The sequence below is a fragment of the Kribbella sp. VKM Ac-2571 genome, assembly GCF_004362255.1.
Lineage (GTDB): Bacteria > Actinomycetota > Actinomycetes > Propionibacteriales > Kribbellaceae > Kribbella > Kribbella pratensis.
Genome location: NZ_SNWS01000005.1, coordinates 378510 through 400180 on the forward strand (window position 1 = coordinate 378510; position 21671 = coordinate 400180).

The 21671-nt window shown below is 69.0% G+C and carries 22 protein-coding genes; 10 read left to right on the plus strand and 12 right to left on the minus strand.

Annotated elements, in window-relative coordinates:
• Positions 1 to 95 precede the first annotated feature (95 nt).
• Complete coding sequence (locus EV651_RS14380) at positions 96 to 623, plus strand: hypothetical protein (RefSeq protein ID WP_133785648.1); 528 nt, start codon at positions 96 to 98, stop codon at positions 621 to 623.
• Here the strand turns inward: EV651_RS14380 and EV651_RS14385 are convergent.
• Together EV651_RS14385 and EV651_RS14390 are read right to left on the minus strand one after the other, a co-directional pair.
• The gene (locus tag EV651_RS14385; RefSeq protein WP_133785649.1) at positions 620 to 4252 is read right to left on the minus strand and encodes a S8 family peptidase; all 3633 of its coding nucleotides are present in this window, start codon (positions 4250 to 4252) and stop codon (positions 620 to 622) included. The genes EV651_RS14380 and EV651_RS14385 overlap by 4 nt on opposite strands.
• A 114-nt stretch (positions 4253 to 4366) precedes the next feature.
• Entirely contained in the window at positions 4367 to 5335 is a 969-nt protein-coding gene (locus EV651_RS14390) for a helix-turn-helix domain-containing protein (RefSeq protein WP_133785650.1), read from the minus strand.
• 90 nt (positions 5336 to 5425) lie between these two features.
• Here EV651_RS14390 and EV651_RS14395 point away from each other — a divergent pair, with 90 nt between their 5' ends.
• The 6 genes from EV651_RS14395 (at position 5426) to EV651_RS14420 (ending at position 10656) form a co-directional block, all read left to right on the plus strand.
• Positions 5426 to 6724 carry a magnesium transporter MgtE N-terminal domain-containing protein gene (locus EV651_RS14395; protein ID WP_133785651.1) on the plus strand — a complete coding sequence of 433 codons (1299 nt, stop codon included), beginning with the start codon at positions 5426 to 5428 and terminating at the stop codon, positions 6722 to 6724.
• Positions 6714 to 7274: a DUF1003 domain-containing protein gene (locus EV651_RS14400; protein ID WP_133785652.1), complete on the plus strand. Its 561-nt coding sequence runs from the start codon at positions 6714 to 6716 to the stop codon at positions 7272 to 7274. The genes EV651_RS14395 and EV651_RS14400 overlap by 11 nt, the downstream gene beginning before the upstream one ends.
• A gap of 39 nt (positions 7275 to 7313) precedes the next feature.
• Positions 7314 to 8207, plus strand: coding sequence for a zinc metalloprotease HtpX (gene htpX, locus EV651_RS14405; protein WP_133785653.1), 894 nt, complete (start codon positions 7314 to 7316; stop codon positions 8205 to 8207).
• 4 nt (positions 8208 to 8211) lie between these two features.
• Positions 8212 to 8775, plus strand: coding sequence for a hypothetical protein (locus EV651_RS14410; protein ID WP_133785654.1), 564 nt, complete (start codon positions 8212 to 8214; stop codon positions 8773 to 8775).
• 175 nt (positions 8776 to 8950) lie between these two features.
• Positions 8951 to 10096 carry an Mrp/NBP35 family ATP-binding protein gene (locus EV651_RS14415; protein WP_133785655.1) on the plus strand — a complete coding sequence of 382 codons (1146 nt, stop codon included), beginning with the start codon at positions 8951 to 8953 and terminating at the stop codon, positions 10094 to 10096.
• 14 nt (positions 10097 to 10110) lie between these two features.
• The gene (locus tag EV651_RS14420; protein ID WP_238156881.1) at positions 10111 to 10656 is read left to right on the plus strand and encodes a GNAT family N-acetyltransferase; all 546 of its coding nucleotides are present in this window, start codon (positions 10111 to 10113) and stop codon (positions 10654 to 10656) included.
• Positions 10657 to 10677: 21 nt separating this feature from the next.
• Here EV651_RS14420 and EV651_RS14425 read toward each other — a convergent pair whose 3' ends face one another.
• From EV651_RS14425 to EV651_RS14455, 7 genes are all read right to left on the minus strand, one after another.
• A complete protein-coding gene (locus EV651_RS14425) occupies positions 10678 to 11013 on the minus strand; it encodes a sec-independent translocase (protein ID WP_133785657.1) in 336 nt (111 codons plus the stop codon).
• 187 nt (positions 11014 to 11200) lie between these two features.
• Positions 11201 to 12661 carry a S1C family serine protease gene (locus EV651_RS14430; RefSeq protein ID WP_133785658.1) on the minus strand — a complete coding sequence of 487 codons (1461 nt, stop codon included), beginning with the start codon at positions 12659 to 12661 and terminating at the stop codon, positions 11201 to 11203.
• A gap of 76 nt (positions 12662 to 12737) precedes the next feature.
• Positions 12738 to 13790, minus strand: coding sequence for a sigma-E factor regulatory protein RseB domain-containing protein (locus EV651_RS14435; RefSeq protein ID WP_133785659.1), 1053 nt, complete (start codon positions 13788 to 13790; stop codon positions 12738 to 12740).
• Positions 13791 to 13793: 3 nt separating this feature from the next.
• Entirely contained in the window at positions 13794 to 14399 is a 606-nt protein-coding gene (locus EV651_RS14440) for an anti-sigma factor (protein WP_133785660.1), read from the minus strand.
• On the minus strand, positions 14396 to 15076 hold the full coding sequence (sigE, locus tag EV651_RS14445) for an RNA polymerase sigma factor SigE (RefSeq protein ID WP_133785661.1): 681 nt from the start codon (positions 15074 to 15076) through the stop codon (positions 14396 to 14398). Before sigE ends, EV651_RS14440 begins: the two co-directional genes overlap by 4 nt.
• A gap of 150 nt (positions 15077 to 15226) precedes the next feature.
• Positions 15227 to 15448 carry a biotin/lipoyl-binding carrier protein gene (locus EV651_RS14450; RefSeq protein ID WP_133785662.1) on the minus strand — a complete coding sequence of 74 codons (222 nt, stop codon included), beginning with the start codon at positions 15446 to 15448 and terminating at the stop codon, positions 15227 to 15229.
• A 63-nt stretch (positions 15449 to 15511) separates the two neighbouring features.
• A complete protein-coding gene (locus EV651_RS14455) occupies positions 15512 to 16048 on the minus strand; it encodes a CGNR zinc finger domain-containing protein (RefSeq protein ID WP_133785663.1) in 537 nt (178 codons plus the stop codon).
• Between the two features lie 70 nt (positions 16049 to 16118).
• On the opposite strand from EV651_RS14455, the gene EV651_RS14460 reads away from it, so the two are divergent.
• Positions 16119 to 17294 carry an MFS transporter gene (locus EV651_RS14460; RefSeq protein ID WP_238156882.1) on the plus strand — a complete coding sequence of 392 codons (1176 nt, stop codon included), beginning with the start codon at positions 16119 to 16121 and terminating at the stop codon, positions 17292 to 17294.
• Here the strand turns inward: EV651_RS14460 and EV651_RS14465 are convergent.
• Positions 17281 to 18156, minus strand: coding sequence for an SIS domain-containing protein (locus tag EV651_RS14465; RefSeq protein ID WP_238156883.1), 876 nt, complete (start codon positions 18154 to 18156; stop codon positions 17281 to 17283). The genes EV651_RS14460 and EV651_RS14465 overlap by 14 nt on opposite strands.
• 119 nt (positions 18157 to 18275) lie before the next feature.
• On the opposite strand from EV651_RS14465, the gene EV651_RS14470 reads away from it, so the two are divergent.
• Both EV651_RS14470 and EV651_RS14475 read left to right on the plus strand, forming a co-directional pair.
• Positions 18276 to 19058, plus strand: coding sequence for a DeoR/GlpR family DNA-binding transcription regulator (locus tag EV651_RS14470; RefSeq protein WP_130384025.1), 783 nt, complete (start codon positions 18276 to 18278; stop codon positions 19056 to 19058).
• 148 nt (positions 19059 to 19206) lie between these two features.
• Positions 19207 to 19908 (plus strand): O-methyltransferase, encoded by a 702-nt coding sequence (locus tag EV651_RS14475; protein WP_133785665.1) that lies wholly within the window; start codon positions 19207 to 19209, stop codon positions 19906 to 19908.
• A gap of 3 nt (positions 19909 to 19911) precedes the next feature.
• On the opposite strand, the gene EV651_RS14480 is transcribed toward EV651_RS14475, so the two are convergent.
• On the minus strand, positions 19912 to 20634 hold the full coding sequence (locus tag EV651_RS14480) for a S9 family peptidase (protein ID WP_133785666.1): 723 nt from the start codon (positions 20632 to 20634) through the stop codon (positions 19912 to 19914).
• Positions 20631 to 21626 (minus strand): amidohydrolase family protein, encoded by a 996-nt coding sequence (locus EV651_RS14485; protein WP_133785667.1) that lies wholly within the window; start codon positions 21624 to 21626, stop codon positions 20631 to 20633. Before EV651_RS14485 ends, EV651_RS14480 begins: the two co-directional genes overlap by 4 nt.
• Between the last annotated feature and the right edge of the window lie 45 nt (positions 21627 to 21671).

Sequence of the window (21671 nt, forward strand, 5' to 3'; positions counted from 1 at the left end):
GTCTCGATTCACCACTTTGAGAAGCCACCATCCATTTCAATGCCGGAAAAGTGATCGGTGGCTTCTCAAAGTTGGTGGTGTGACACGCTGGGGTCGTGAGCATCGAGGAGGCTGTGGCCGAGATCGCCGGCGTGATGAAGAAGGCCGGACTCGTCTGGCTGGCGTGGGACGGCCGGCGACCGGTGCCGGCGTGGTTCGCGACGGTTGAGGGCCAGTACGTCGTACTCGCGGACTCGGCTGACGGCGCGGAGCAGCCCCTGCCCGGACTCGCAGCAGCACCCGCAGTCGAGGTCGTCGTACCGGCCAAGCCCGCCACGAGCCGCCTGGCGAGCTGGAAGGCGTCCGTACGGCGACTGGAGCCCGGAAGCGACGAGTGGACTGCAGCAGCGCAGGTACTACGCAGTGAGCGACTCAACGCAGCCGAGCTGGACACACAGCTGGAGCGGTGGCGGAACGAGGCCGACATCCTGGTCCTGGACCCGACCGGTGAGATCAGCGAGACGGCCGGGCGCTACGACGCCGCACCGCGGGCCGAGGCTCCGGTACCGACCAGAGCCACGACCCGCGGCAAGCCACCGATGACACTGCACCGCCCGGTACGTCGCCGCCCCAAGCTGAGTTAACGCACCCCGAAGGCCCGTTGGATCGTCTGGCTGACGCTGTTGCCGGCATCGTCGCGTGCCGTGACCCGCATGCTCACGTAGTCGGCGGATGCCGGTGCATCCAGCTTCCCGCGCCAACCGGCTCCAGACCGTTGCAGCCCGATCGGGCGCCACGTGGCACCGTCGTCGTACGACAGCTCCAGTGTCGCCGTACTGACCTTGCCTGTGCGCACAGCTCCCGGCAAGTGCGAGGCGGTCACCGAGAGGTCGGTGTGGCGTTTCGCTCGACCGGACAGGTCGGTCGCGATCGAGTAGTCGAGCTGGAGCAGCGGCAACGGCTCCAGGTTCGCGTAGTCGGTCTGACCGGAGGTGAAGCCCCACTCGGTGTGTGTGCTCGGCGAGTACGGCCGGTTCGGCAGGTCGCGCTTGGTGTCAACGACGAGCCGGTACGGCAGTGGCTCCGGCGCGACCTCTACGGACAGTACGTCGGGGCCCTCGCCGATCAACGTGTCGCCCTGGTAGAACGCCGACGTGACCGGCGCGCCGACGTCGTACACGACGCCCTGGTGCGGACCCGAGTCGGCGAAGCCGGGCACGCCGAAGACGCTCATGATGTCCCCGACGCGTGACGGCGGTGTCGACAACGCACTGTCGCCCAGCAGCCGCGGACGCTGGATGCCGGCGAACCAGGTCTCCTTTGTCGTGCTGCCGGCACGGTAGGACAGTGACGAGCCCTGCTGGGACAGGTCCGGCACCGCGGCCATGCTGAGCCACTTCACCTTCGGCGAGGCGGTGACCCACACCGTGTGGTCACCCTGCGCGGGTACTGGTGTTGATGCGGCCCCCACCGCCCACGTCAGGTCGGCTGACAGGTCGAAGCGGATGTCGAGTGCATCCCCGGGCCTCGTGTCCCGGAAGGACTCGTCGATCCGTGCCAGATCACGTGCGCCCGGACGGTAACCGGGGTCTTTCGGCACCGCCCCGTCATGGTGCTGGACGAGGTCGTAGAGGTAGTCCGGGTACGGGTGCGAAACGAGCGGCAACAGCTTGGGACTGAGGGCCAGCAGCTGCTTGCCCTGGTCCGTGTTCAGGGACGCCACGGGGAGTGCCGGCGCCTCCTCCTGCGGCAGATCGGCCCACGCGTCCAGAGGCCCGTAGCCGTCGTTCAGGATGAGCAGCAGCTTCGCACCGCCCTTCGCGGCAGCTGCAGCCTGTGCTGTCGGCGGTACGGCGTCGTTGCGCTGAGCAACAGCAATCTTGCCCCGAACGTCGTACGTCGCACGGTCGGAGCCGACGTACACCACCGGATAGGTGCCCACGCCTTCAGGCACCTTCGGCGACCAGCTCTGTACGACGCTGTCGAACGAACCCACCGTTAGAGCAGGCTGAACCTGACGCCAGCGTGTTGCGAACGTGTAGGAGCCCTGTGTCACCTTGCGAGTCGGTGTGGCCCAGAGGGAGTCGTAGATCCACCACTCGAGCTGATACACGTCGACAAAGCGATGCAGGTCGCCGTAACTCCGGTACTGGTCGACCCGCAGATACGTGTTGTCAGAAGGCCGCGGCGTGACCGCAGCGACCTTACGGAGTCCGGCAGCGTCGAACGTGAGCGTCTGGTCCTGCGTGACGTCGACCTCCGGCTGACTGATGACAGCCCGGCCCAGTGAGTGCGGGCCGTCCAGACACGGTACGTCGGCGTACATCCATCCGGCGTACGTGCTCGGGCGAACGGCGATATCGAGGCTCCCGTCGACGACGTACACCTCAGGTACGACGTCCCGCTTGATGTCCTTGAGTACGACGACACCCGACAGCGCCGCGCCGTGCGGGTCCTTCGCGCGGAGCGACAGCTTGACGCGCTGACTCTGCTTGCTCACACCGATCGAGGTGTGAGCGAGCACTGCTCCACTGCCATCGGTTGCCGTGAGCATCGAGCTGTAGCCGGCGTCGTCGACGGCCAGGTCGAGGTGACTCACCACACCGGCGGTCGCCGTACCGTGCGCCGGGACGGTTAGGGACGGAGTCGTCAGCGTGAACAGACCGGCCGGGATGCCCTGGTTCTTGAGGGACAGGTTCAGCGTGACGGGTTCGGTGCCGTTGTTGGTGTAGGTGACGTCCTTCTGCACGAGTCTGCTCGCCGGGTAGGGCCACTTCACCGCAGCGAAGGCAGAGCCGGACGCGTACAGCGTGCTGCGCACCGCGGTGGCCACGTCCAGCCGGCCGGTACCTGCCGCGAACGGGCTGTACTGCTGCGTGGTCTTGGTCGTGCTGACCAGCGCATCCTTCAACTGCTGCCCCGTCCAGTCGGGGTGCGCGTTGGCCAGCAGCGCAGCCGCACCAGCGACGTGCGGTGTGGCCATCGACGTACCGCTCATCGCGACGTACGACCCGTCACCTTCCGGCGAGTACTGCGACCGCGCAGCGAGCACACCGACACCAGGAGCAGTCAAGTCCGGCTTGACCGCATTGTCACCGAGTCGCGGACCGCGGCTTGAGAACGAGGCCAGGCGGTCGGCACTGTCGACTGCGCCAACGGTCAGGGCCGCGTCCGCGGCCCCAGGGGCCGAGACACTGTACGGGTCCGGTCCGGAGTTGCCCGCGGCGATCACGAACAGTGCGCCGGTCTCGGCGCTCAGCGTGTTCACGGCCTGGCTCATGGGGTCCGTGCCGTCGGACGGACCGGAGCCGAGGCTCATGCTGACCACCTTGGCGTGTTGATCGCGCGCGGCCCACTCCATGCCGGCGAGGATCCAGGAGTCCTGGCCGCTGCCGTCGTCGTTCAGGACCTTGCCGATGTGGAGTCCGGCGCCAGGCGCGACGCCCTTTTCCTTGCCGCCGGACGCCGCGCCCGTACCCGCGATGGTCGAGGCGACGTGGGTCCCGTGACCGTTGCGATCGGTGACGTCCTGGCCCGGCACGAAGCTTTGTGAGGCGACGATCCGGCCGCCGAAGTCGGGGTGCGCGGCATCGACGCCGGTGTCGAGCACGGCGACGTCCACGCCTTGACCGGTGTTGCCGCCCTGCCACACCTCCGGCGCGCCGATCTGGGTGGTGGTGTCCGACAGGGTCGCCTTTGCCTTGCCGTCCAGCCAGATCTTCGCGATGCCTGTGCGGGCTGCGGTGTTGCCGCCGGTGAAGGACGTCCAGAAGGCGGCGGCCTGATCGTGGTCAGCGGTCAGTGCGGCGCCTTTGATGCTGGTCAGTGCGCGGGTCTGCCGAGCGCCTGCCGGCGGGGCCTGCTTGCGTCCCTGGGCGTAGGAGACGATGAGGGGCGTGCCGGCGCTGTGGGCGTCGTCGTACCCGTCGGCCAGCAGCTCGGTGACGTCGAAGAGGCGCTCGTCGAGGACGCCGGACGCGAGGTACGGCAGCGCGGCGTCCGGGTAGACGTACAGGTCGTTCCCCACGGTCATGATGTGCGCGCCGGCCGGGGTGCCGTTGGGCTTGCTCACGGTCGCGGACGGATGGCCGTCGACGGTCGTCACGGTGACCTTGTCGCCCGTGATCAGGGTGACCGTGCGCGGCGGCGTACTGGCTGCCGGGATGGCTACCGGGGTGGCTGCACGGGCCTGCGGCACCGAGACGGCGGCCAGCGCCAGCACGGCGGCGCCGAGCGCGGGCAGCCCACGACGGCAGAAGGAAGACAAGGACACGGATGCTCCAAGCTCAGGGGAGGTCCAACGGTCTCCGCATTACATGCGGCTCCCCGCCCCTGCTGCTACGGATCCGACTGGCGCAAAGAGGTCACGACCAATCCGGCCAACGAACTAGAGCCACCCGCGGTCGCGAGCATGCCAGCCCAACTGGAGGCGGGAACGCGAGTGGGTCTGTTCCATCAGCTGCTGGACCCGTCTGGCAACAGTGCGTCGGCTGATCCCGAGACGCGCACCGGCCGCGTCGTCGGTCAGCCCTGCCACCAGCAACGACAGGAGGTGCCGGTCCTCGGCAGACATCGCCTCCTCCGGCTCCAGGCCGTCTGACTCGGTCACTGACAGCGGACTGGCCCGATTCCACACCGTCTCGAACAGTGCGACCAGTGCGTCCAGCAGACTGCACGGATGCACCAGCAGCGCCGCGTCCTGGGCCGGGGTGGCCCAGTCCAGCGGAAGCAGCGCCAGCTCCCGGTCCGCGATGGCCAATTTGGTCGGTAGTCCATCCGCGATCCGGGCCTGCTCTCCCGCCCGCACGTGGCTGACCGCACTGGCGCTCAGCACTGCGTCGCCCAGCGCTGAGCTGTCGTAGACGACTCTGTACGTCACACCGGCCCCCTGCCGGGCCAGCTGCGTACTGTTCACCTCGGCCGATGCGACGTACGGCGGAGCGACCAGCTCACGCATCTCGCTACGGGCCGTCCGCTGCACGCGGTCGAACGCCAGACCGACTGCCGTCTCCCCGCTGACGATCTCGATCAGCTCCTCTGTCCGCCGCGCACCACTCTGCCGGGTCGCCTCTGCCGCCAGCCGGTACGCCGCCTTGCGGATCCGCTCGAACTCCTCCTCCTGCCGCAGGATCAGCTGCTCGACCGCGAGCTCCGGAGGCACCGGCACGATCAGCTCCGCCGGCGGCGGCGTACGGTGCACGAAACCCTCGCTCAGGAGTACGTCGACCGCGCGCAGGACCTCCTGCACCGGACGGCCGAGCCGTGCGGCCAGGTCCACCAACGACGCGGCACCCCGCCGGATCAGGTCCAGGTACGCCGCCTCGTCGTCGGCGCCCAGCCCGGTGGATCCGAGCATGCCCACCCCACCTTCGAAAGTCGCCCGAGGGGCAAAAGTCTACGAAGGGTCCTCAGCCGCGACGCACGCTCGGCGGGTTAGCCTTCGGACATGAGTGGATCACCGTCGCGGGTCTATGTCGCCCGGTTGGCGGGTCTGCCGGTGTACGACCCGAACGGGGACCAGGTCGGCAAGGTGCGGGACGTGGTGGCCATGATGCGTCAGGGCGACCAGCCGCCCCGCGTGCTCGGCCTGGTCGTCGAGGTGTTCACCCGGCGCCGGATCTTCCTGCCGATGACCCGGGTCACCTCCGTCGAGGCCGGACACGTCGTCACCACCGGTCTGGTCAACATGCGGCGGTTCGAGCAGCGCACGACCGAAGTACTGGTCCTGGGCGAGATGCTCGACCGGACCGTCACCATTGCCGACACCGGGGCCGCCGCGGTGGTGTACGACATGGCGATGGAGCAGTGGCGGACCCGCGACTGGCTCCTGACGAAGGTGGCGGTCCGGGAGGGTTCGAAACGGTTCCGGCGCCGCGGACAGACCCACGTGCTCGACTGGATGGACGTGACCGGCTTCACCCAGGACGAGGAAGGACAGGGCGCGACACACATCCTGGCCGCCTTCGAATCCATGCGGCCGGCCGACCTGGCCGGCGTACTGCACGACCTGTCCCCCAAGCGCCGCAAGGAGATCGCCGTCGCGCTGGACGATCAGCGGCTGGCCGACGTACTCGAGGAACTGCCCGAGGACATCCAGGTCGAGATCCTCGACGGTCTGGACACCGAACGGGCCGCGGACGTGCTGGAGGAGATGTCCCCGGACGACGCGGCCGACCTGATCGCCGAGCTGCCGACCGAGACAGCCGAGCGCCTGCTCACGCTGATGGAACCCCAGGAAGCAGAAGACGTACGGCGACTGCTGACCTACGAGGAGCGCACTGCCGGCGGCATGATGACCTCCGAACCGGTCATCCTGCCCGCGGACGCCACTGTGGCCGACGCCCTCGCCCACGTACGCAACGCGGAGCTCAGCCCCGCACTGGCCGCGATGATCTACGTCTGCCGGCCACCGCTGGAAACGCCGACCGGAAGGTTCATCGGGATCGGTCACATCCAGCGACTGCTGCGCGAGCCGCCGTCCGAGCTGGTGTCCGCCGTACTGGACACCGATCTGGACGGGCTGCGGCCGGACGACAGCCTGCAGACGGTCAGCAAGTACCTGGCGACGTACAACCTGGTCGCCGCGCCGGTGCTCGACGACGAGGGCCGGCTGATCGGTGCGGTCACCGTCGACGACGTACTCGACCATCTGCTTCCGAGCGACTGGCGAGAGCACGACCACATGGATCGCGTGGAGCAATCAGAGCTGCCCGAGCCGCAGGAGGTGGACCACGATGCCCCGTGACGACCGCAGCACCGACGACCGCCGCCAGCGCGGCAGCGGCACCGCCGAGGAACGCCGCCTGATGCGGAGCACCAACCGCCTCGACATCCCGCGCGAGCTGCGCCGCACGATCGCACTGCGCTCGGCGTACGACGCGGACGCCTTCGGCCGGCTGTCCGAACGGATCGCGCGTTTCCTCGGCACCGGGCAGTTCCTGGTCTACATGACCGCGACGATCCTGTTCTGGGTCGGCTGGAACATCTTCGCGCCGGAGAGCGTGCGCTTCGACCAGTACCCGTTCATCTTCCTCACGCTGGCGCTCAGCCTGCAGGCGTCGTACGCCGCTCCGCTCATCCTGCTCGCCCAGAACCGGCAGGAGGCCCGCGACCGGGTGCAGTACGAGCGCGACCGCGACGTCGACGCCCGGACCCGGGCCGACATGGAGTTCCTGGCCCGCGAGGTGGCATCGCTGCGGATGGCCGTCGGCGAGGTCGCCACCCGCGACTTCCTGCGCTCCGAACTCCGCTCTTTGCTCGCCGACCTCGACACTCGCGAGGACGATCGGGTTTGACGCCGAGCTACCCTCGCTGTGAGTGAGGAAGGACGTGGGATGAAGACTCGATTCGCGCCCGATCGTGGGCTGTCCAGCCGGATGGTGATCACCAGTTTCCTGCTCGGCCTGCTGTACGTCGGCTTCGTGGCGCTGCTGATCGCGCTGACCCGAAGCGCCGTACTGGCCGTGCTCATTGCCGGCGGCATGCTCTTCGCGCAGTACTGGTTCTCCGACCGGATCGCGCTGTACGCGATGCACGGCCGGATCGTCACGCCCGAGGAGGCGCCGCAGCTGCACGGCGCGATCGACCGGCTGTGCGCGCTGGCGGACATGCCGAAGCCGCGGGTCGCGATCGCCGACGTCGACCTGCCGAACGCGTTCGCGACCGGGCGCAACCCGAAGAACGCGGTGGTCTGTGTGACCACCGGCGTCTTGCGGCGCCTGGACGCCGACGAGCTCGAGGGTGTGCTGTCGCACGAGCTCTCGCACGTCGCGCACCGGGACGTGGCCGTGATGACGATCGCGTCGTTCCTCGGCGTACTCGCCGGCCTCATCACTCGCTTCGGCCTGTACGGCGGCCTGGGACGGAACCGCGACCAGAACGCGGCCGTGATCATGCTGACGATCATCGCGGTGTCCATCGCCGTCTATGCGATCTCGTTCCTGCTCACCCGGGCGCTGTCGCGGTACCGCGAACTGGCCGCCGACCGGGCCGGGGCGATGCTGACCGGTAGACCCTCGACGCTGGCGTCGGCGCTGACCAAGATCAGCGGGGACATCGCCCAGATACCGTCGCGCGACCTGCGCCAGGCGCAGGCGTTCAACGCGTTCTTCTTCGCGCCGGCGATCACCGGCAAGAGCCTGTCGTCGCTGTTCTCCACGCACCCGTCCCTGGAGACACGCCTCGACCGCCTCGGTACGCTCTCCCGCGAGCTGGGCGAGCAAGCTTAGACCTATGGGCCTTCTCGACATCCTGCTCGGCCGGAGCAAAGCCGTCCCGCCGAACCTCGATCAGCTGTTCTCGCTTCCGTCGGCCGCGATCACTCTGGAGACCGCGGCCGGCTTCCGCCCGACGGGCAGCGGCTCGGTCTGCTTCAAGGCGGCCGAGGGCGGCGGGTTCACCACACTCCGCGAGGAGGTCGACAAGCTGCTCGCGCTGGACAACGGCAAGTTCACCAGTACGACGGACTCGTACGGCTTCACCTGGCTGGTCCGGCAGACGGCCCCGGACGATCTGGAGACCCTGGTCACCGACCTGCACGCCGTCAACACGTCCCTCGTCGACGCCGGCTTCGGCAACGCCCTGCTCTGCACCCTGGTCGCCTTCACCAACGGCACCCAGTCAGTCGGCCTCGTCTACCTCTACAAACGCGGCTCGTGGTACCCGTTCGTCCCCGTCGGCACGGACCGCCGCGACAACGCCCAGGAACTCCAGATCAAGTCCGTCGTCGGCGCGGACCTGAACTTCGAGTCGGACCTCTCCCGCTGGTTCCCCATCTACGGCGCCCCGGGCCTCTGACGCAACGCCAGCCTCCCGGCCGGCGCGCCACGCATCGGGGGTGGACCCGCGCGCCGGGGGCGTTGGACAGGTTATTTCCTGTGCGGGCGCACCAGTGCCTGTGCAACGCCCCCACGGGGGGTATGTCACATGGACCGTGGTCGGGTGGATGGGTGTGAGCACGTAGCCTGGGGGCATGGCTCTCACTGCTGATCAGGTGACCACGGCGCTCGGTGGCGTAATGGATCCGGAGATCAAGAAGCCGATCACGGATCTGGGGATGGTCGAGACCGTCGTCGTCCGCGAGGACGGCGTGGTCGCCGTACGCATCCTGCTGACCGTCGCCGGCTGTCCGATGAAGGACACGCTGCGCCGCGACATCACTGCCGCGGTGAGCAAACTGGACGGTGTCACCGGGGTCGAGATCGACCTCGGCGTGATGTCGGCCGAGCAGCGGGCGGCCCTGCAGACGCAGTTGCGCGGTGGCGTGGCCGAGAAGGAGATCCCGTTCTCCCGGCCGGACTCGCTGACCAAGGTGTTCGCGATCGCGTCCGGCAAGGGCGGCGTGGGCAAGTCGTCGGTGACGGTCAACCTCGCGGTCGCGATGGCCCGCCAGGGCCTGTCGGTCGGCGTCCTGGACGCGGACATCTACGGGCACTCGGTGCCGGCCATGCTGGGGGTCGCCGACGAGCGGCCGACCGCGGTGGACGACATGATCATGCCGGTGCCCGCGCACGGCGTGAAGGTGATCTCGATCGGCATGCTGAAGCCCAAGCGCGACCAGGTGGTCGCGTGGCGCGGCCCGATCCTGGACCGCGCGCTGGTCCAGATGCTCGCGGACGTGTACTGGGGCGACCTCGACGTACTGCTCCTCGACCTGCCGCCCGGCACCGGTGACATCGCGATCTCCGTCGGTCAGCGGCTGACCAGTGCCGAGGTGATCGTCGTGACGACCCCGCAGGAGGCCGCCGCGGAGGTGGCCGAGCGGGCGGGCACGATGGCGCAGATGGTGCACCAGCGGGTGGCCGGCGTGGTCGAGAACATGTCGTTCCTGCCCTGCCCGCACTGCGGTCCCGAGCACCGCATCGAGATCTTCGGCAGCGGCGGCGGTACGCGCGTCGCGGAGACCCTGTCCGCGCGGCTCGGCTACAACATCCCGCTGCTCGGCGAGATCCCGCTCGACGAGCGCCTCCGCGCCGGCGGGGACCTCGGCCAGCCGCTCGTGGCCGCCGACCCCGACACCCCCGCCGCGCAGGTCCTCGACAAGATCGCGTCGACCCTGGGCGGCAAGCCCCGCGGCCTGCTCGGCCGCCAGCTCGGCCTCTCCCCCGCGGGCCGCTGAACGTGGACCATCCCGTGCTGGAGACAGCACGGCTGCGGCTGCGGAAGTGGCGCGAGGACGAGGCACCGCGGATCTCCGCGGCTCGCACCAACCAGGCGACCGCGCATTTCCTGCCGTTCATCCCACAGCCGTTCACCGTGGAGGACGCGCGGTTCTGGCTGAAGGACCTGGCCGAGCAGGCAGCGGCCGGGAAGCGGCTCAACTGGTGCGTGGCAGACGCCGCGACCGATCAGGGGCTCGGGAACATCACGCTGTTCGGCATCCATGTCCGCGGCGCGGTCCGGGACGCCGAGGTCGGGTACTGGATGCACCCCGAGGCGCAGGGCCGCGGCGTGATGAGCGAGGCGATCCAGCGGGTCGCCCAGTGGTACTTCGCTCCGGCGAGCGCCGGCGGCTTCGGCGGTCGGCGGATCTTCATCCGTACGGCGGCCTCCAACACGGCGGCCCGCCGTACCGCCGAGAAGGCCGGCTTCCGCCACGTCGGGACCGAGCGCGCCGCCTTCGAGATCGGCACACATGTCGACGACAAGGTCACCTACGACCTACTGATCACCGACTGACCAGATCGCGACCGGGGTAGGTCAGGTCGACTCGGGGTCGTACGGCGGCTTGGCGCCGGCTGGGAGGCGTTGCGGGGTGGTGTCGGCGAAGTTGGCGACAGGCTTGTCGTCCTCGTCCATCGGCTCGAGCAGGTGCTTGCGGACGAAGTTCTTCGGGTTCAGGTCCTGCAGCTCGAGGTCGGCGTACTCCGGGCCGAGCTCGTTGCGCAGGTCGTTCTGCGCATTGGTCACCATCTGACGGACCTGGCGCAGCAGACGTCCCGCCGTACGGGCGAACTCCGGCAGTCGGTCCGGTCCGAAAACGAGTACGGCGACGATCGCGATCACGACCAGTTCGAGTGGCCCGATGCCGAACATGTCCCCACCTCACTTCTGTACATCGCTTCAGACGCCGACCAGGGTATCCCGAGTCCGGTCATGGGGCCTCCCGGCCTGGACTGAGGAGTGCAGGGAACGAAGCGCCCGGAGCGACGAGGGAAGGCCGGGAGTCACAGCCACATGACCCGCCGCGACGGAGCCGCGGCATCAATACTGTCATGGGGACTCAGCCGATCTGCTGGGCGAGAGTGAGCGTAACCGTTCGGGAGCGCCCGCCGCGCTCGTAGGCGAGCCGCACGGCCTCCCCAGGCTGGTGCGTGCGGATAGCGACGATCAGCACCTCGGCGCTGTCCACAGGGTCGCTGTTGATGGAGGTGATCACGTCACCGACCCGCAGACCGGCCCGCGCGGCCGGCGAGCTCGGGCTCACCGCGCTGACCCGGGCGCCGCCCTCGAACATCATGTCCACGCTGGCCCCGATCACCGGGTACGACGCCTTGCCGGTGGCGATCAGCTGCTGGGCGGTCCGCCGGGCCTGGTCGATCGGGATCGCGAACCCGAGCCCGATGCTCCCGCTCTGGCCCTCCTCAGAGCCGCGGACGGTAGCGATCGCGGAGTTCACCCCGATCACCCGCGCGTTCATGTCGACCAGCGGACCGCCGGAGTTGCCGGGGTTGATCGCCGCGTCGGTCTGCAGCGCACTGATGTACGACGCGGCCTCCGCGGGATCGTCGCCCGTCGTCACCGGGCGGTTCTTCGCCGAGATGATGCCCGAGGTGACCGTGCCGGCCAGTCCGAGCGGCGAGCCGATCGCGACCACGTCCTGCCCGACGACCGCCTGGTCCGAGCGACCGAACTGCACCGACGGCGCGGTCAGGCCGGCCACCTGCACCACGGCCAGGTCATACGCCGGGGAACGGCCGACGAGCCGCGCGGTCGCGGTCTTGTTGTCGTTCGTGACGACCTGGATCGAGCCGCCCTTGGCCGCGGCCGCGACCACGTGGTTGTTGGTCAGGATGTGCCCGGCGTTGTCGATCACGAAGCCGGACCCGGTGGCGTCGGAGTTGTCCGAGCCTTCGACCTTCAACTGCACCACGCTCGGCAGGAGGGTCGCGGCGACCGCGGACACCGAGCCGGTGCGGATCTTCGGGTCGGCCCCGGTGCCGACCGGCGGCTCGGGCTGCTGTGCGATCGGGGTGTTGTTGCCGCTGAGCGCGACGACGGCTGTGGCCGCACCGGCGCCGGCGAGGACACCGATGACCAGGGCGACCAAAGCAGCGATGGTGACGACCCTGTTGACCTTCTGCGGCTCCGCCGCGTACGAGCGGGCCTGCTGCTGGTGCCAGTCAAGCGGTGGCGGCGGCACGTAGGCAGGCCGGTACTGCGGCTGCTCGGTCGGCCAGGCCTGTCCCTGGTACACAGGGCGGAAGGTCTGCTGCTGCGGCTCCGGACGTCCGAAACTACGCTGCGAGGTGGAGCGGCCACCGTTCGTCTGCCGGTACGCCGCGTCCGAGCCGGGCGTCCGCAACGGCATCGCGCCCGATCCGGGAGCCGGCGGGGTCAACGCACTCAGCGGCGGGCCTGCCGCAGCCCCGTTCCCGTTGGGCCGGCCCGCGGCGGGCAGGACCGCGGTCGGTTCCGTGGTCGCCGGATTCGGAACTGTCGGCTCGGCGTCGTCGCTGGTCACGGTGCCCGCCTCACGTCGTCGTCGTGGTCATCGGTGGAGCCCTCCGGAGGTAACCGGGAGACCCTTCCACCTTTGATTATCCCAGCTTCGGCGAGAGTGCACCCATCGGAGTGAGCCAGGTCGCGATTTTGGCCAGCCCGGTTCCCAGTCGCTGGATCGCGCTCAGCTCGGCCGGCAGCTCGTGCGGGAAGGATCTGACCACCTGTCCGAGCTGGTCGGGAGGCAGGTCCCCGATCAATGTGTAGACAATTCCGCCGGACGACCAGACGACGTACGACGGCATGCCGTACCGCAGGTATACACCAGGACTGTCGGTGCTGCTGAAGCCCGCGACCGCGGCCGGATCCAGTGTGCCGCGCTGCTCGAACAGGGAGACGTTGAACAGCCCGTCGGAGTACGAGAACTGCAGAGAGCCGTTGCTGGTGTCCTGGTGGACGTCGTACAGCTTGAGCGACGCAGGCAGCTGCGGTGCGCAGACCCAGCCCTCGGAACGCAGGTTGTCGACCTTGCCCATGCCGAGCGCTTCGACACCGCTGGGGACCGTCGGCGGCAGGTGGCCGAGGAACTCCGAGCCCTCGACCTCCAGTTCGGTGAACACGGTGGCGCGCACCATTGTCTTGCCGTCCGCACTGAACAGCTGACGCTGCAGCAGCAGTCCGGTCGCCTTGTCGATCCAGAACTTCGCCGCCAGCGTCTGGTCGTCCCGCAGCGCCTCCACGAGCACAGCGGTCCGGCCGATCAGGTCGGTGCAGCACTTGTCGACCAGCTGGTACGTCGCCTGCAGCAACGCCAGCGGTCCACCGTCGATGGCGGCGTCCGTGGTGGTGGCGCGCTGTACGAACGCCTTGGCCCCTGGCGCGGATGAGCCAACCACACTGATCTCAGAGCCCTGCGACGCCGCGTGCAGGATGTCCAGCATCGCCGAGCTGGCGCCCTGCGGTCCCCAGGCGGTGATGATCTGCGTGCCGTGGTACGAGATGTGGTTCGGCGCGACAGCCGCTCTCTGCAACCAGCTGACCGCCGTCGGCGAGTCGGCCTTCGACAGCGCCGGGACCGCCGCGGCGGATGTGGGCAGGCCGAAGCCGATCAGGGCGGTGCTGACCAGGACAGCGAGCCGGGAGAGGCTCACCGGTCAGCGTCCTGTCAGGGCCACCGGGCGCAGCGTCGGGCTGTTGAGCCCGGCGTACCCCGCACCGTTGTAGGAGTTCAGCAGGGCGACCGGGTCAGCGAACGGGGCGCCGCCGCTGGTGCTCGCGTGGTCGGACGAGAAGCTCGCCACCGGCGGCTGCAGCGTCGGAGGCTGCTCCGAGCGGGACGGGTCGCCGACCACGAACGCCGTACCGAGCAGGGAAGCGACTGCGGCAGCTGAGCCGGCCGCGCCCAGGACGCCGCTGCGACGGCGGGAGCGATTGCCGCGGGCGGATCCCGGTCGGGTGCCACCTGTGCGTCCGGCCGGGAACGCGGAGCGCTGTGGGAACAGGTTGACCGGAGTGACCACCGGACGGACCTCTTCCCGTGGCTCGGTCGAGAACGACGAGACGCCCATCAGCCGCTGCATCAGGTCGGTCGACGGATCCGGCGACTCCAGCGCGGCGATCCGCGCCTTGAGCCGCCGCTGGGCGTCCACCTCGGACCGGCAGGTGTCGCAGCCGACCAGGTGGCTCAGAACCTTGTCACGGGAGTCGTGGTCGAGCTGGCCGTCGACCACGGCACTCAGCTTGTCCAGCGGGTGCGTCATGCGAGGTCACCTCCGTCGCCGAAGAGGCCGCCGTCGACCGGCGGGCCGCCGACCCGGGTCTGGCCGGACCGCGGGGCCCGGTGCTCCAGGTGCTTACGCAGCATCGACCGGCCGCGGTGGATGCGGCTACGGACGGTGCCGAGCTTCACGTCCAGGACGTCCGCGATCTCGTCGTACGTCATGCCCTCGATGTCGCACAGCACCACGGCCGCGCGGAAGTCCTCGGGCAGCGCGTCGAGCGCGTCCTGCACGTCGTGGTCGAACAGGTCGGAGTCGAGCTTCTCGGCCGGGCCCTCGCCCTTGGCCGGGAGCCGGTCGTGTGCGTCCTCGGGCAGGCCGTCGAAGCGGATCCGCTGCTTGCGGCGGGCGCCGTCCAGGAACAGGTTCGTGGTGATCCGGTAGAGCCAGCCCTCGAACGTCCCCGGCGTGTACGACGACAGCGAGCGGAACACCCGGACGAACACTTCCTGGGTGAGGTCCTCGGCGTCGTGCTTGTTACCGGTCAGCCGGTACGCCAGGCGGTAGACCCGGGCGGAGTGGGTGCGGACGATCTCGTCCCACGACGGCAGTGCGTCCGGGGCGTCCGGCACCTGTTGGGGTGCGGGGACCGTCGACGTGTCGAACGGCTTCACCGCAACGCCTCCCTGGGTCCTCTCGGCAATGAGCGTGAAGGCCATGGTGCCGCGGTCACCGTCCTCTGCGCACGTCGGGAGAACCCGGGTTCGACCCTGAGTTCCTGGTACGACGGCTCAACGCGGCGCTCCGGCCGGAAGTTCCCGGCCGGTGCCTTCACTACACAAGACGCGTGAGAGGTCATTTCGGTTGAACTACTTCTCCTCGATGACCGCGATCGGGTCGCCGTCGCGGACGACCTCGCCCTCGACGACCCTCAGCTCGGTGATGGTGCCGGCCACCTCGGCCAGCACCGGGATCTCCATCTTCATCGACTCCAGGATGACGAGCGTGTCGTCCGGGCCCACCGTGTCTCCGGCCTTGGCGGTGACCTTCAGCACGTTGGCCACCAGCTCGGCCAGCACGGTGTGACTCAACTCGCACTCCTCCCACTCCCGGAATCCCACTCCCGATCCTAGGCGTGACAGACCAGGGCCCGACTACTGGGAGTGCTGCCGGGCCCGGTACGACGCGACGCGCGTCCGGCTCGAGCACCGCGGCGTGCAGAATCTCCGAGGCCGCTTCTCCGCCGCATTGGCGAACACCCGCTCGCAGTCCGCCGCCGCACAGATCCCGAGCGCCTCGAACCCGTGACCGGCCACGAAGGCCGCCAGCCCGAGCGCGGTCGTCGCCGCCAGCCACTCGGCCCAGGTGGCTCCGGGCTTCGCCACGTGGAGGTGCCACGGCGACCCGTCGTGGTCGGACAGATACGGGCGTACGGCGTACTCCTCCAGCAGCTCGTTGAGCTTCAGGGCCGCTGTGCGTGGGTCGGCGTGGAAAACCTCGCGGACCCGCTCCCGGACCTCTCGGACCGCGACCAGGTCGTCCTCGTCCAGCGTGATCGGGTCGGACTCACCGTGCTCGAGGAGAAATACGCGTACGTCGGCCGGCGTCGTCAACTGCTCCGGGTTGCGGGTGCGCGTGTTGACCAGGTCGACCGCGAGCCGCACCTGCCGGTCCGGCGTCTGAATTTCCACTGGACTCCCTCCGTAACGTCTTTATTATAGTAACGCGTAACGACCATCTTTGCGTTACAGGAGGACCGGCGTGGCGAGCTACTACTTGGCGGCGACGTTGGCCCGGCTTGCCGACGAGATGGTCGCGTTCACGCTGGTGCTGCTGGTGCTGGAGCGGACGGACAGTCCGGCACTGGCAGGGATCACCGGAGCCGCCTATGCGCTTCCAGCGGTCGCCACCGGCCCTCTGCTCGGTGCATGGCTGGACAGAACGCCGTACCGGCGGACCGCGCTCGCACTCAACCAGGCTGTGCTCGGCGTGGTCATGCTCAGTCTGCTGGCCGTAGTCGGCCACAGCGCGCACTGGATCACGCCGGCGCTCGCAGCAGTCGCCGGTGCAACGCTGCCGATGGTGAGCGGCGGATTCACCAGCATGTTGCCGAGCCTGGTCCCGTCAGAGCGACTGGCCCGCGCCAACTCCTTCGAGGCTGCCAGTTTCGGTGCCGCGACCATCACCGGCCCTGCGACGGCCGCCACGATCGCAGCCACCCTGTCAGTCGAAGTCGCCGTTGTAGTCATCGCCGTGGCCGCGACACTCAGCGTCTGCGCCATCAGCCGCCTGCCCGCCCTGCCACCGTTGCAGACCGCTGGAGAACCGTTGCTGCCTGCTGTTGTGGCCGGTCTCACTCACCTGGTCCGCACGCCACGACTGCGGGCCTCCACTGTGACCACAACCCTGCTGATGGGGGCCACCGGCATCCTGCTGATCGCCCTGCCGGTGCACATGGCTTCGCTCGGCATGCCCAGGTCAGCGGCCGGCTACCTGTGGACAGCCATCGAGCTCGGCAGTGTCACCACAGCGCTCCTGCTGACTCGTCTCCAAGCGCGGTGGCGCCCTGAGCAGATCGTCATCGTGTCGATTGCGGCGTACGGCGTCGCCCTGGGCACCTGGCCCCTGGCCACCAGCTTCGCCGTCCTCGTGCTCGTGGCGTTTGCCAGCGGCCTGTTGGAAGGCCCCACTCTTCCTGCCATGTTCGCCGCCCGCCAGCAGTACAGCCCGGAGTCCCTGCAAGGCCGAGTCAGCACCTCCGCCGCCAGCCTCCGGGTCGGCGCGGCCGCGATCGGCCAGGCCACCGGCGGCCTCCTGGTCCCGGCTGTCGGCACCCACAACGCCCTGCTGGTCGTGGCCCTCGCCCTGGTCGCGGCCGCGGCTCTCGGCCGCGTCGCAACCGTCTCGAGAAGGGCTGCTGCGGTCAGTCGAGGATGACCGAGCGGGAGAGGCTGCGCGGCTGGTCGGGGTTGAGGCCGAGAGCGAGGGACTTGGCTACCGCGACCCGCTGCGCGACGACGAGGGACGCCATGGGGTCGAGGTCGGCGTGGTGGACGATGGTCGCGCCGGTGGCCTTGACGTCGTCCAGCAGGCCCGCCGGCGGCTCGCCGAAGATCCAGACGCCGCGGCCGGGCTGCGCGATCGCGATCGGGCCGTGCCGGTAGTCCATCGCCGGGTACGCCTCGGTCCATGCCGAGGCGGCCTCACGCTGCTTGAGCGCGGCCTCATGCGCCAGGCCGACGTTCCAGCGCGTTCCGACGTACGTGACCTGCTCGAGCTTGGCCAGGTCGTCGACGTCGATGGTCAGTGCGGTCTGAGCGTCCGCAGCGGCCTTGGACAGGTCCTCACCGAGCGACGCGCGCAGCAGCGCCAGTGTGGTGGTCGCGAACCGGGTCTGCACCACGGACTGCTCGTCGGCGAAGTCGAGCAGGATGGTCTGGTCGGCCAGCTCGACGATCGGCGAGTCCGGGGTCGCGGTGATCGCGACGGTGGGCAGGTCCGTGGCGCGGATCAGGTCGAGCACCTCGGTCGTCGTACCGGAGCGGCTGATCACCACGATCGCGTCGTACGAACGGCCGGCCGGGAACTCGGATCCGGCGAACGCGTCGGTCTCGCCCTGGCCGAGATCCTCGCGCAGCGCGGCGTACGCCATCGCCATGAACCAGGAGGTGCCGCAGCCGACCGCGGCGACCCGCTGACCGGCCTGCGGAAGTGCCCTGAACTGTGCACTGCCGGATTGCGCGAAACCGTCCGAGACCTGCCGCCAGAGGTCCGGCTGAGTGGCGATCTCAGTGCTCACAAATGGCTGCTGCGTCATGTCGTCTCCGCACTTGTCATGGTCGAAACTGCTCGAACGTGATCGAATGGTGCCAACCAGCCGCCACCGGGCTGACCGATTGTGTGAAGGAGGAGCCCCGGGTGAAGCGTTATGAACGCCTCAACACCTTGCTCGAGTCGCTCGCCGAAAAAGGCGCCATCGACGTCGACGAGCTCGCCGAGCAGTTGCACGTGTCCGCGGCCACGATCAGGCGTGACCTGGACCATCTCGGCAAGCAGCAGCTCCTCACCCGGACCCGCGGCGGCGCGGTGGCCAACGCGGTGTCGTACGACCTGCCGCTGCGCTACAAGACTGCGCGTTTCGCGTCCGAGAAGCAGCGGATCGCGCAAGCGGCGGCCACGCTGGTGCGTCGCGGCATGGTGATCGGGATGAACGGCGGGACCACGATCTCCGAGGTGGCGCGGACGCTGGCGACCCGGCCGGAGCTGTCCGCGGAGCACGGTGAGCCGGCATTCACGCTCGTCACGAACGCGCTCAACATCGCCAACGAGCTGATCGTCCGCCCGCACGTGAAGATGGTGCTGACCGGGGGCGTGGCGCGGCCGCAGTCCTACGAGATGATCGGTCCGCTGTCGCACCGGATCCTGTCCGACCTGTCGCTGGACATCGCATTCATCGGCGTCGACGGGATCGACGAGACCGGCGCGACCGCTCATCACGAGGGCGAGGCGAACATCAACCAGCTGATCGTCAGCCGGGCCGCGAAGGTCGTCGTGGTGGCCGACTCCTCCAAGCTCGGGCAGCGGGCCTTCGCCCGGATCTGCGAGCTGAGCGAGATCGACACCCTCGTCACCGACGCCCAGGCCGACGAGTCGCAACTTGCCGTCTTCAAAGAAGCCGGCATCGACGTCATCCGCGCCTGATCCCACTCCACACCTCCCTCAACAGGTGAGTCACGTCTCCAAGAGACGATCATATCTGATCATCGCAAGGTCCTTATGAGCAAGAGTGCGCAACCTCCGCGCGTGCATCACGGAAAGCGGACCTCCAGCCGCTAGGCTCTGACTCAGCATGGGTACCGCAGCCGCATACCATTCCGCCGACCGCTCCGCTGACCACTGGGAGGACGCCATCGCCACCGGCATCGACCCGACGTCCTGGGCGTACGCCGAGGACTACACCGGTGAGGACGAGGTCGTCACCGGTGCGCGGGCGAGCGCCGCGGACAGCGGTGTCGCCCCGATCGGCCCCGGCGCGGCCGCCGCGCTGAGCCTGCTCGCGGCGGGTGTGGGCGCGAAGGCGGTCGTCGAGATCGGCACCGGGACCGGCGTTTCCGGGCTGGCGCTGCTGCGCGGCATGCGCGCCGACGGCACGCTCACCACGGTCGACATCGACGCGGAGAACCAGCGGCTCGCGCGCAAGACATTCCTGGACGCCGGCGTCGCGTCGAACCGGTTCCGCCTGATCGCCGGCGCCGGGCTGGACGTGGTCACCCGACTCACCGACGGTCACTACGACCTGGTCTTCTGCGACGCGGACCGCCGCGAGAACACGGCGTACCTGCACGAGGCGCTGCGTCTGCTCCGTCCTGGCGGCATCGTCGCGTTCGCCGGCATCCTCACCGGCGGCCGAGTAGCGGACCCCGCCCGCCGAGACCCCGACACCATGGCTCTCCGAGACCTGATCCGCGCCGTTCGAGACGACGACAACCTGGTCTCCGCCCTCCTCCCCACCTCCGAAGGCCTCCTCACCGCCGCCAAGCGCCTGAAGTAGCCGCTAGCTCGTGAGGCGGGTCAGTTCGGTGGTTACTTCGTGCCAGGGGTCGGACTGAGGGTCGATCAGTTCGTAGTGGCCGCAGTGGTTGACGCGGTGGAAGTGCGCGGTGGGGTGGGCGGCGAAGTAGGACTCGGTGATGGTGATGGGGACGACGGTGTCGTTGACGCCGTGGATGAGGGTCACCGGGGCTATGGACGGCGGGAGGTGGACCGGGTCCAGGTCGTTGCGGACGCCGCCGCCGATGAAGTCCTGTACGGCGCCCTCGCCTGTGCGCTCGCGATCAGCCTTCAGGAGGTCGGCCACAGGCGCCAGAGCGACCACAGCGCGCAGGCGGACCGGGTTGAGCGTAGACGCGGCCCACAGCGCCAGTTGACCGCCCGCGGAGTGCCCCATCAGCAGATAGCCCGCGTGGACGTCCACCAGGTCAGGTAGCGCGTCCAGCGCCGTACGGATGTCAGTAGTAGTGACATCGGGGTTGCCGGGCACCCGGCGGTACTCCAGCGACAGGACCGGCCAGCCGAGGTCGGACAGCGCTGCGCCGAGCGAACGGGCGTGCACCCGGTCGTACTGCGGTCGCCAGAACCCACCGTGTACGAAGACGATCAGCGGCCGGTACTCCTTGGCGTGCCAGTAGTCGATCACCTGGTCCGCATGCTCGCCGTACCGCAGTTCCTCGTCCGGCTCAGGCGCCGTACGCGACAGTACCGATCGGTCCTCGCTCATTCAGACCTCCCGAGGTAACGCAGGGCGTTCGACGTGAGCAGTTTGTGTTGCTGCTCCGCGGTCAGGAAGCCGGCCTTCCGCACCACCTCCCCGACCGGCCGCTCACCCAGTGGATAGGGATAGTCACTGCCGACCAGAACGCGGTCTTCCCCCAAGGTATCGACAAGTAGCCGCAAAGGCGCTGATTCGAACACGACCGTGTCGACCAGGATCCGGTCCAGGTACGCCGACGGTGGGTGCTCGGAGCAACCACGGACGATGTCCCCGCGCCGGTGCCACGCGTTCTCCAGCCGCCCGAGCCAGAACGCGAAACTCCCGCCGCCGTGGGCGAAACAGATCCTCAAGGCAGACGGCAACCGGTCGAACGCCCCGCCCAGGATCATCGCCAGCAACGACAGATGCGTCTCGGCCGGCATCCCGGTCAGCCAGCGCGCCATCCAGCGATCCAGCCGCGGCCCGCCCGGCATGTCCCACGGATGCACCAGCACCGGCGTGCCGGTTTCCGCGCAGTGGTTGAGGAAAGCAACGATCCCGACGTCGTCGAGGTCCTTGTCGCCGACGTGGTTGCCGATCTCGACGCCGACATGTCCGGACGCCAGGCAGCGGTCCAGTTCGGCACAGGCCAGGTCCGGATCCTGCAAGGGCACCTGACAGAACGGCACGAGCCGGTCGTCACCGGCCAGCGTCTCCAAGGTCAGGTCGTTGAAGATCTCCGCCAGCTTGACGGCCTGCGCCGCGGGTCGTTCGTACCCGAAGAACACCGGGGTCGGCGACACCACCTGGAGATCGATGCCGTCGGCATCCATATCGGCACGCCGTACGGCGGGATCCCAGGCCTGCGGCCCGACCGGGCGGAACTCCGACGAGCCGATCATGATCATGGCGGCGCGTTCGGAATCGACCCGCAACCACGGCCAGCCGTCACCGCCGCACGCCGCGGACAGATCCGGCCACCCGTGCGGCACCAGATGGGTGTGGACGTCAACCGCCATCGGCCGCTCCTTCCTCCACCCGCTGCCAACCAACATCTGGGACGC

Coding starts and splice junctions, on each gene's coding strand:
- EV651_RS14390 (WP_133785650.1), bottom strand. CDS start 5,335: ATGCTCGGATCCACCGGGCTGGGCGCCGACGACGAGGCGGCGTACCTG.
- EV651_RS14395 (WP_133785651.1), top strand. CDS start 5,426: ATGAGTGGATCACCGTCGCGGGTCTATGTCGCCCGGTTGGCGGGTCTG.
- EV651_RS14400 (WP_133785652.1), top strand. CDS start 6,714: ATGCCCCGTGACGACCGCAGCACCGACGACCGCCGCCAGCGCGGCAGC.
- htpX (WP_133785653.1), top strand. CDS start 7,314: ATGAAGACTCGATTCGCGCCCGATCGTGGGCTGTCCAGCCGGATGGTG.
- EV651_RS14410 (WP_133785654.1), top strand. CDS start 8,212: ATGGGCCTTCTCGACATCCTGCTCGGCCGGAGCAAAGCCGTCCCGCCG.
- EV651_RS14415 (WP_133785655.1), top strand. CDS start 8,951: ATGGCTCTCACTGCTGATCAGGTGACCACGGCGCTCGGTGGCGTAATG.
- EV651_RS14425 (WP_133785657.1), bottom strand. CDS start 11,013: ATGTTCGGCATCGGGCCACTCGAACTGGTCGTGATCGCGATCGTCGCC.
- EV651_RS14440 (WP_133785660.1), bottom strand. CDS start 14,399: ATGACGCACCCGCTGGACAAGCTGAGTGCCGTGGTCGACGGCCAGCTC.
- sigE (WP_133785661.1), bottom strand. CDS start 15,076: ATGGCCTTCACGCTCATTGCCGAGAGGACCCAGGGAGGCGTTGCGGTG.
- EV651_RS14475 (WP_133785665.1), top strand. CDS start 19,207: ATGGGTACCGCAGCCGCATACCATTCCGCCGACCGCTCCGCTGACCAC.
- EV651_RS14480 (WP_133785666.1), bottom strand. CDS start 20,634: ATGAGCGAGGACCGATCGGTACTGTCGCGTACGGCGCCTGAGCCGGAC.
- EV651_RS14485 (WP_133785667.1), bottom strand. CDS start 21,626: ATGGCGGTTGACGTCCACACCCATCTGGTGCCGCACGGGTGGCCGGAT.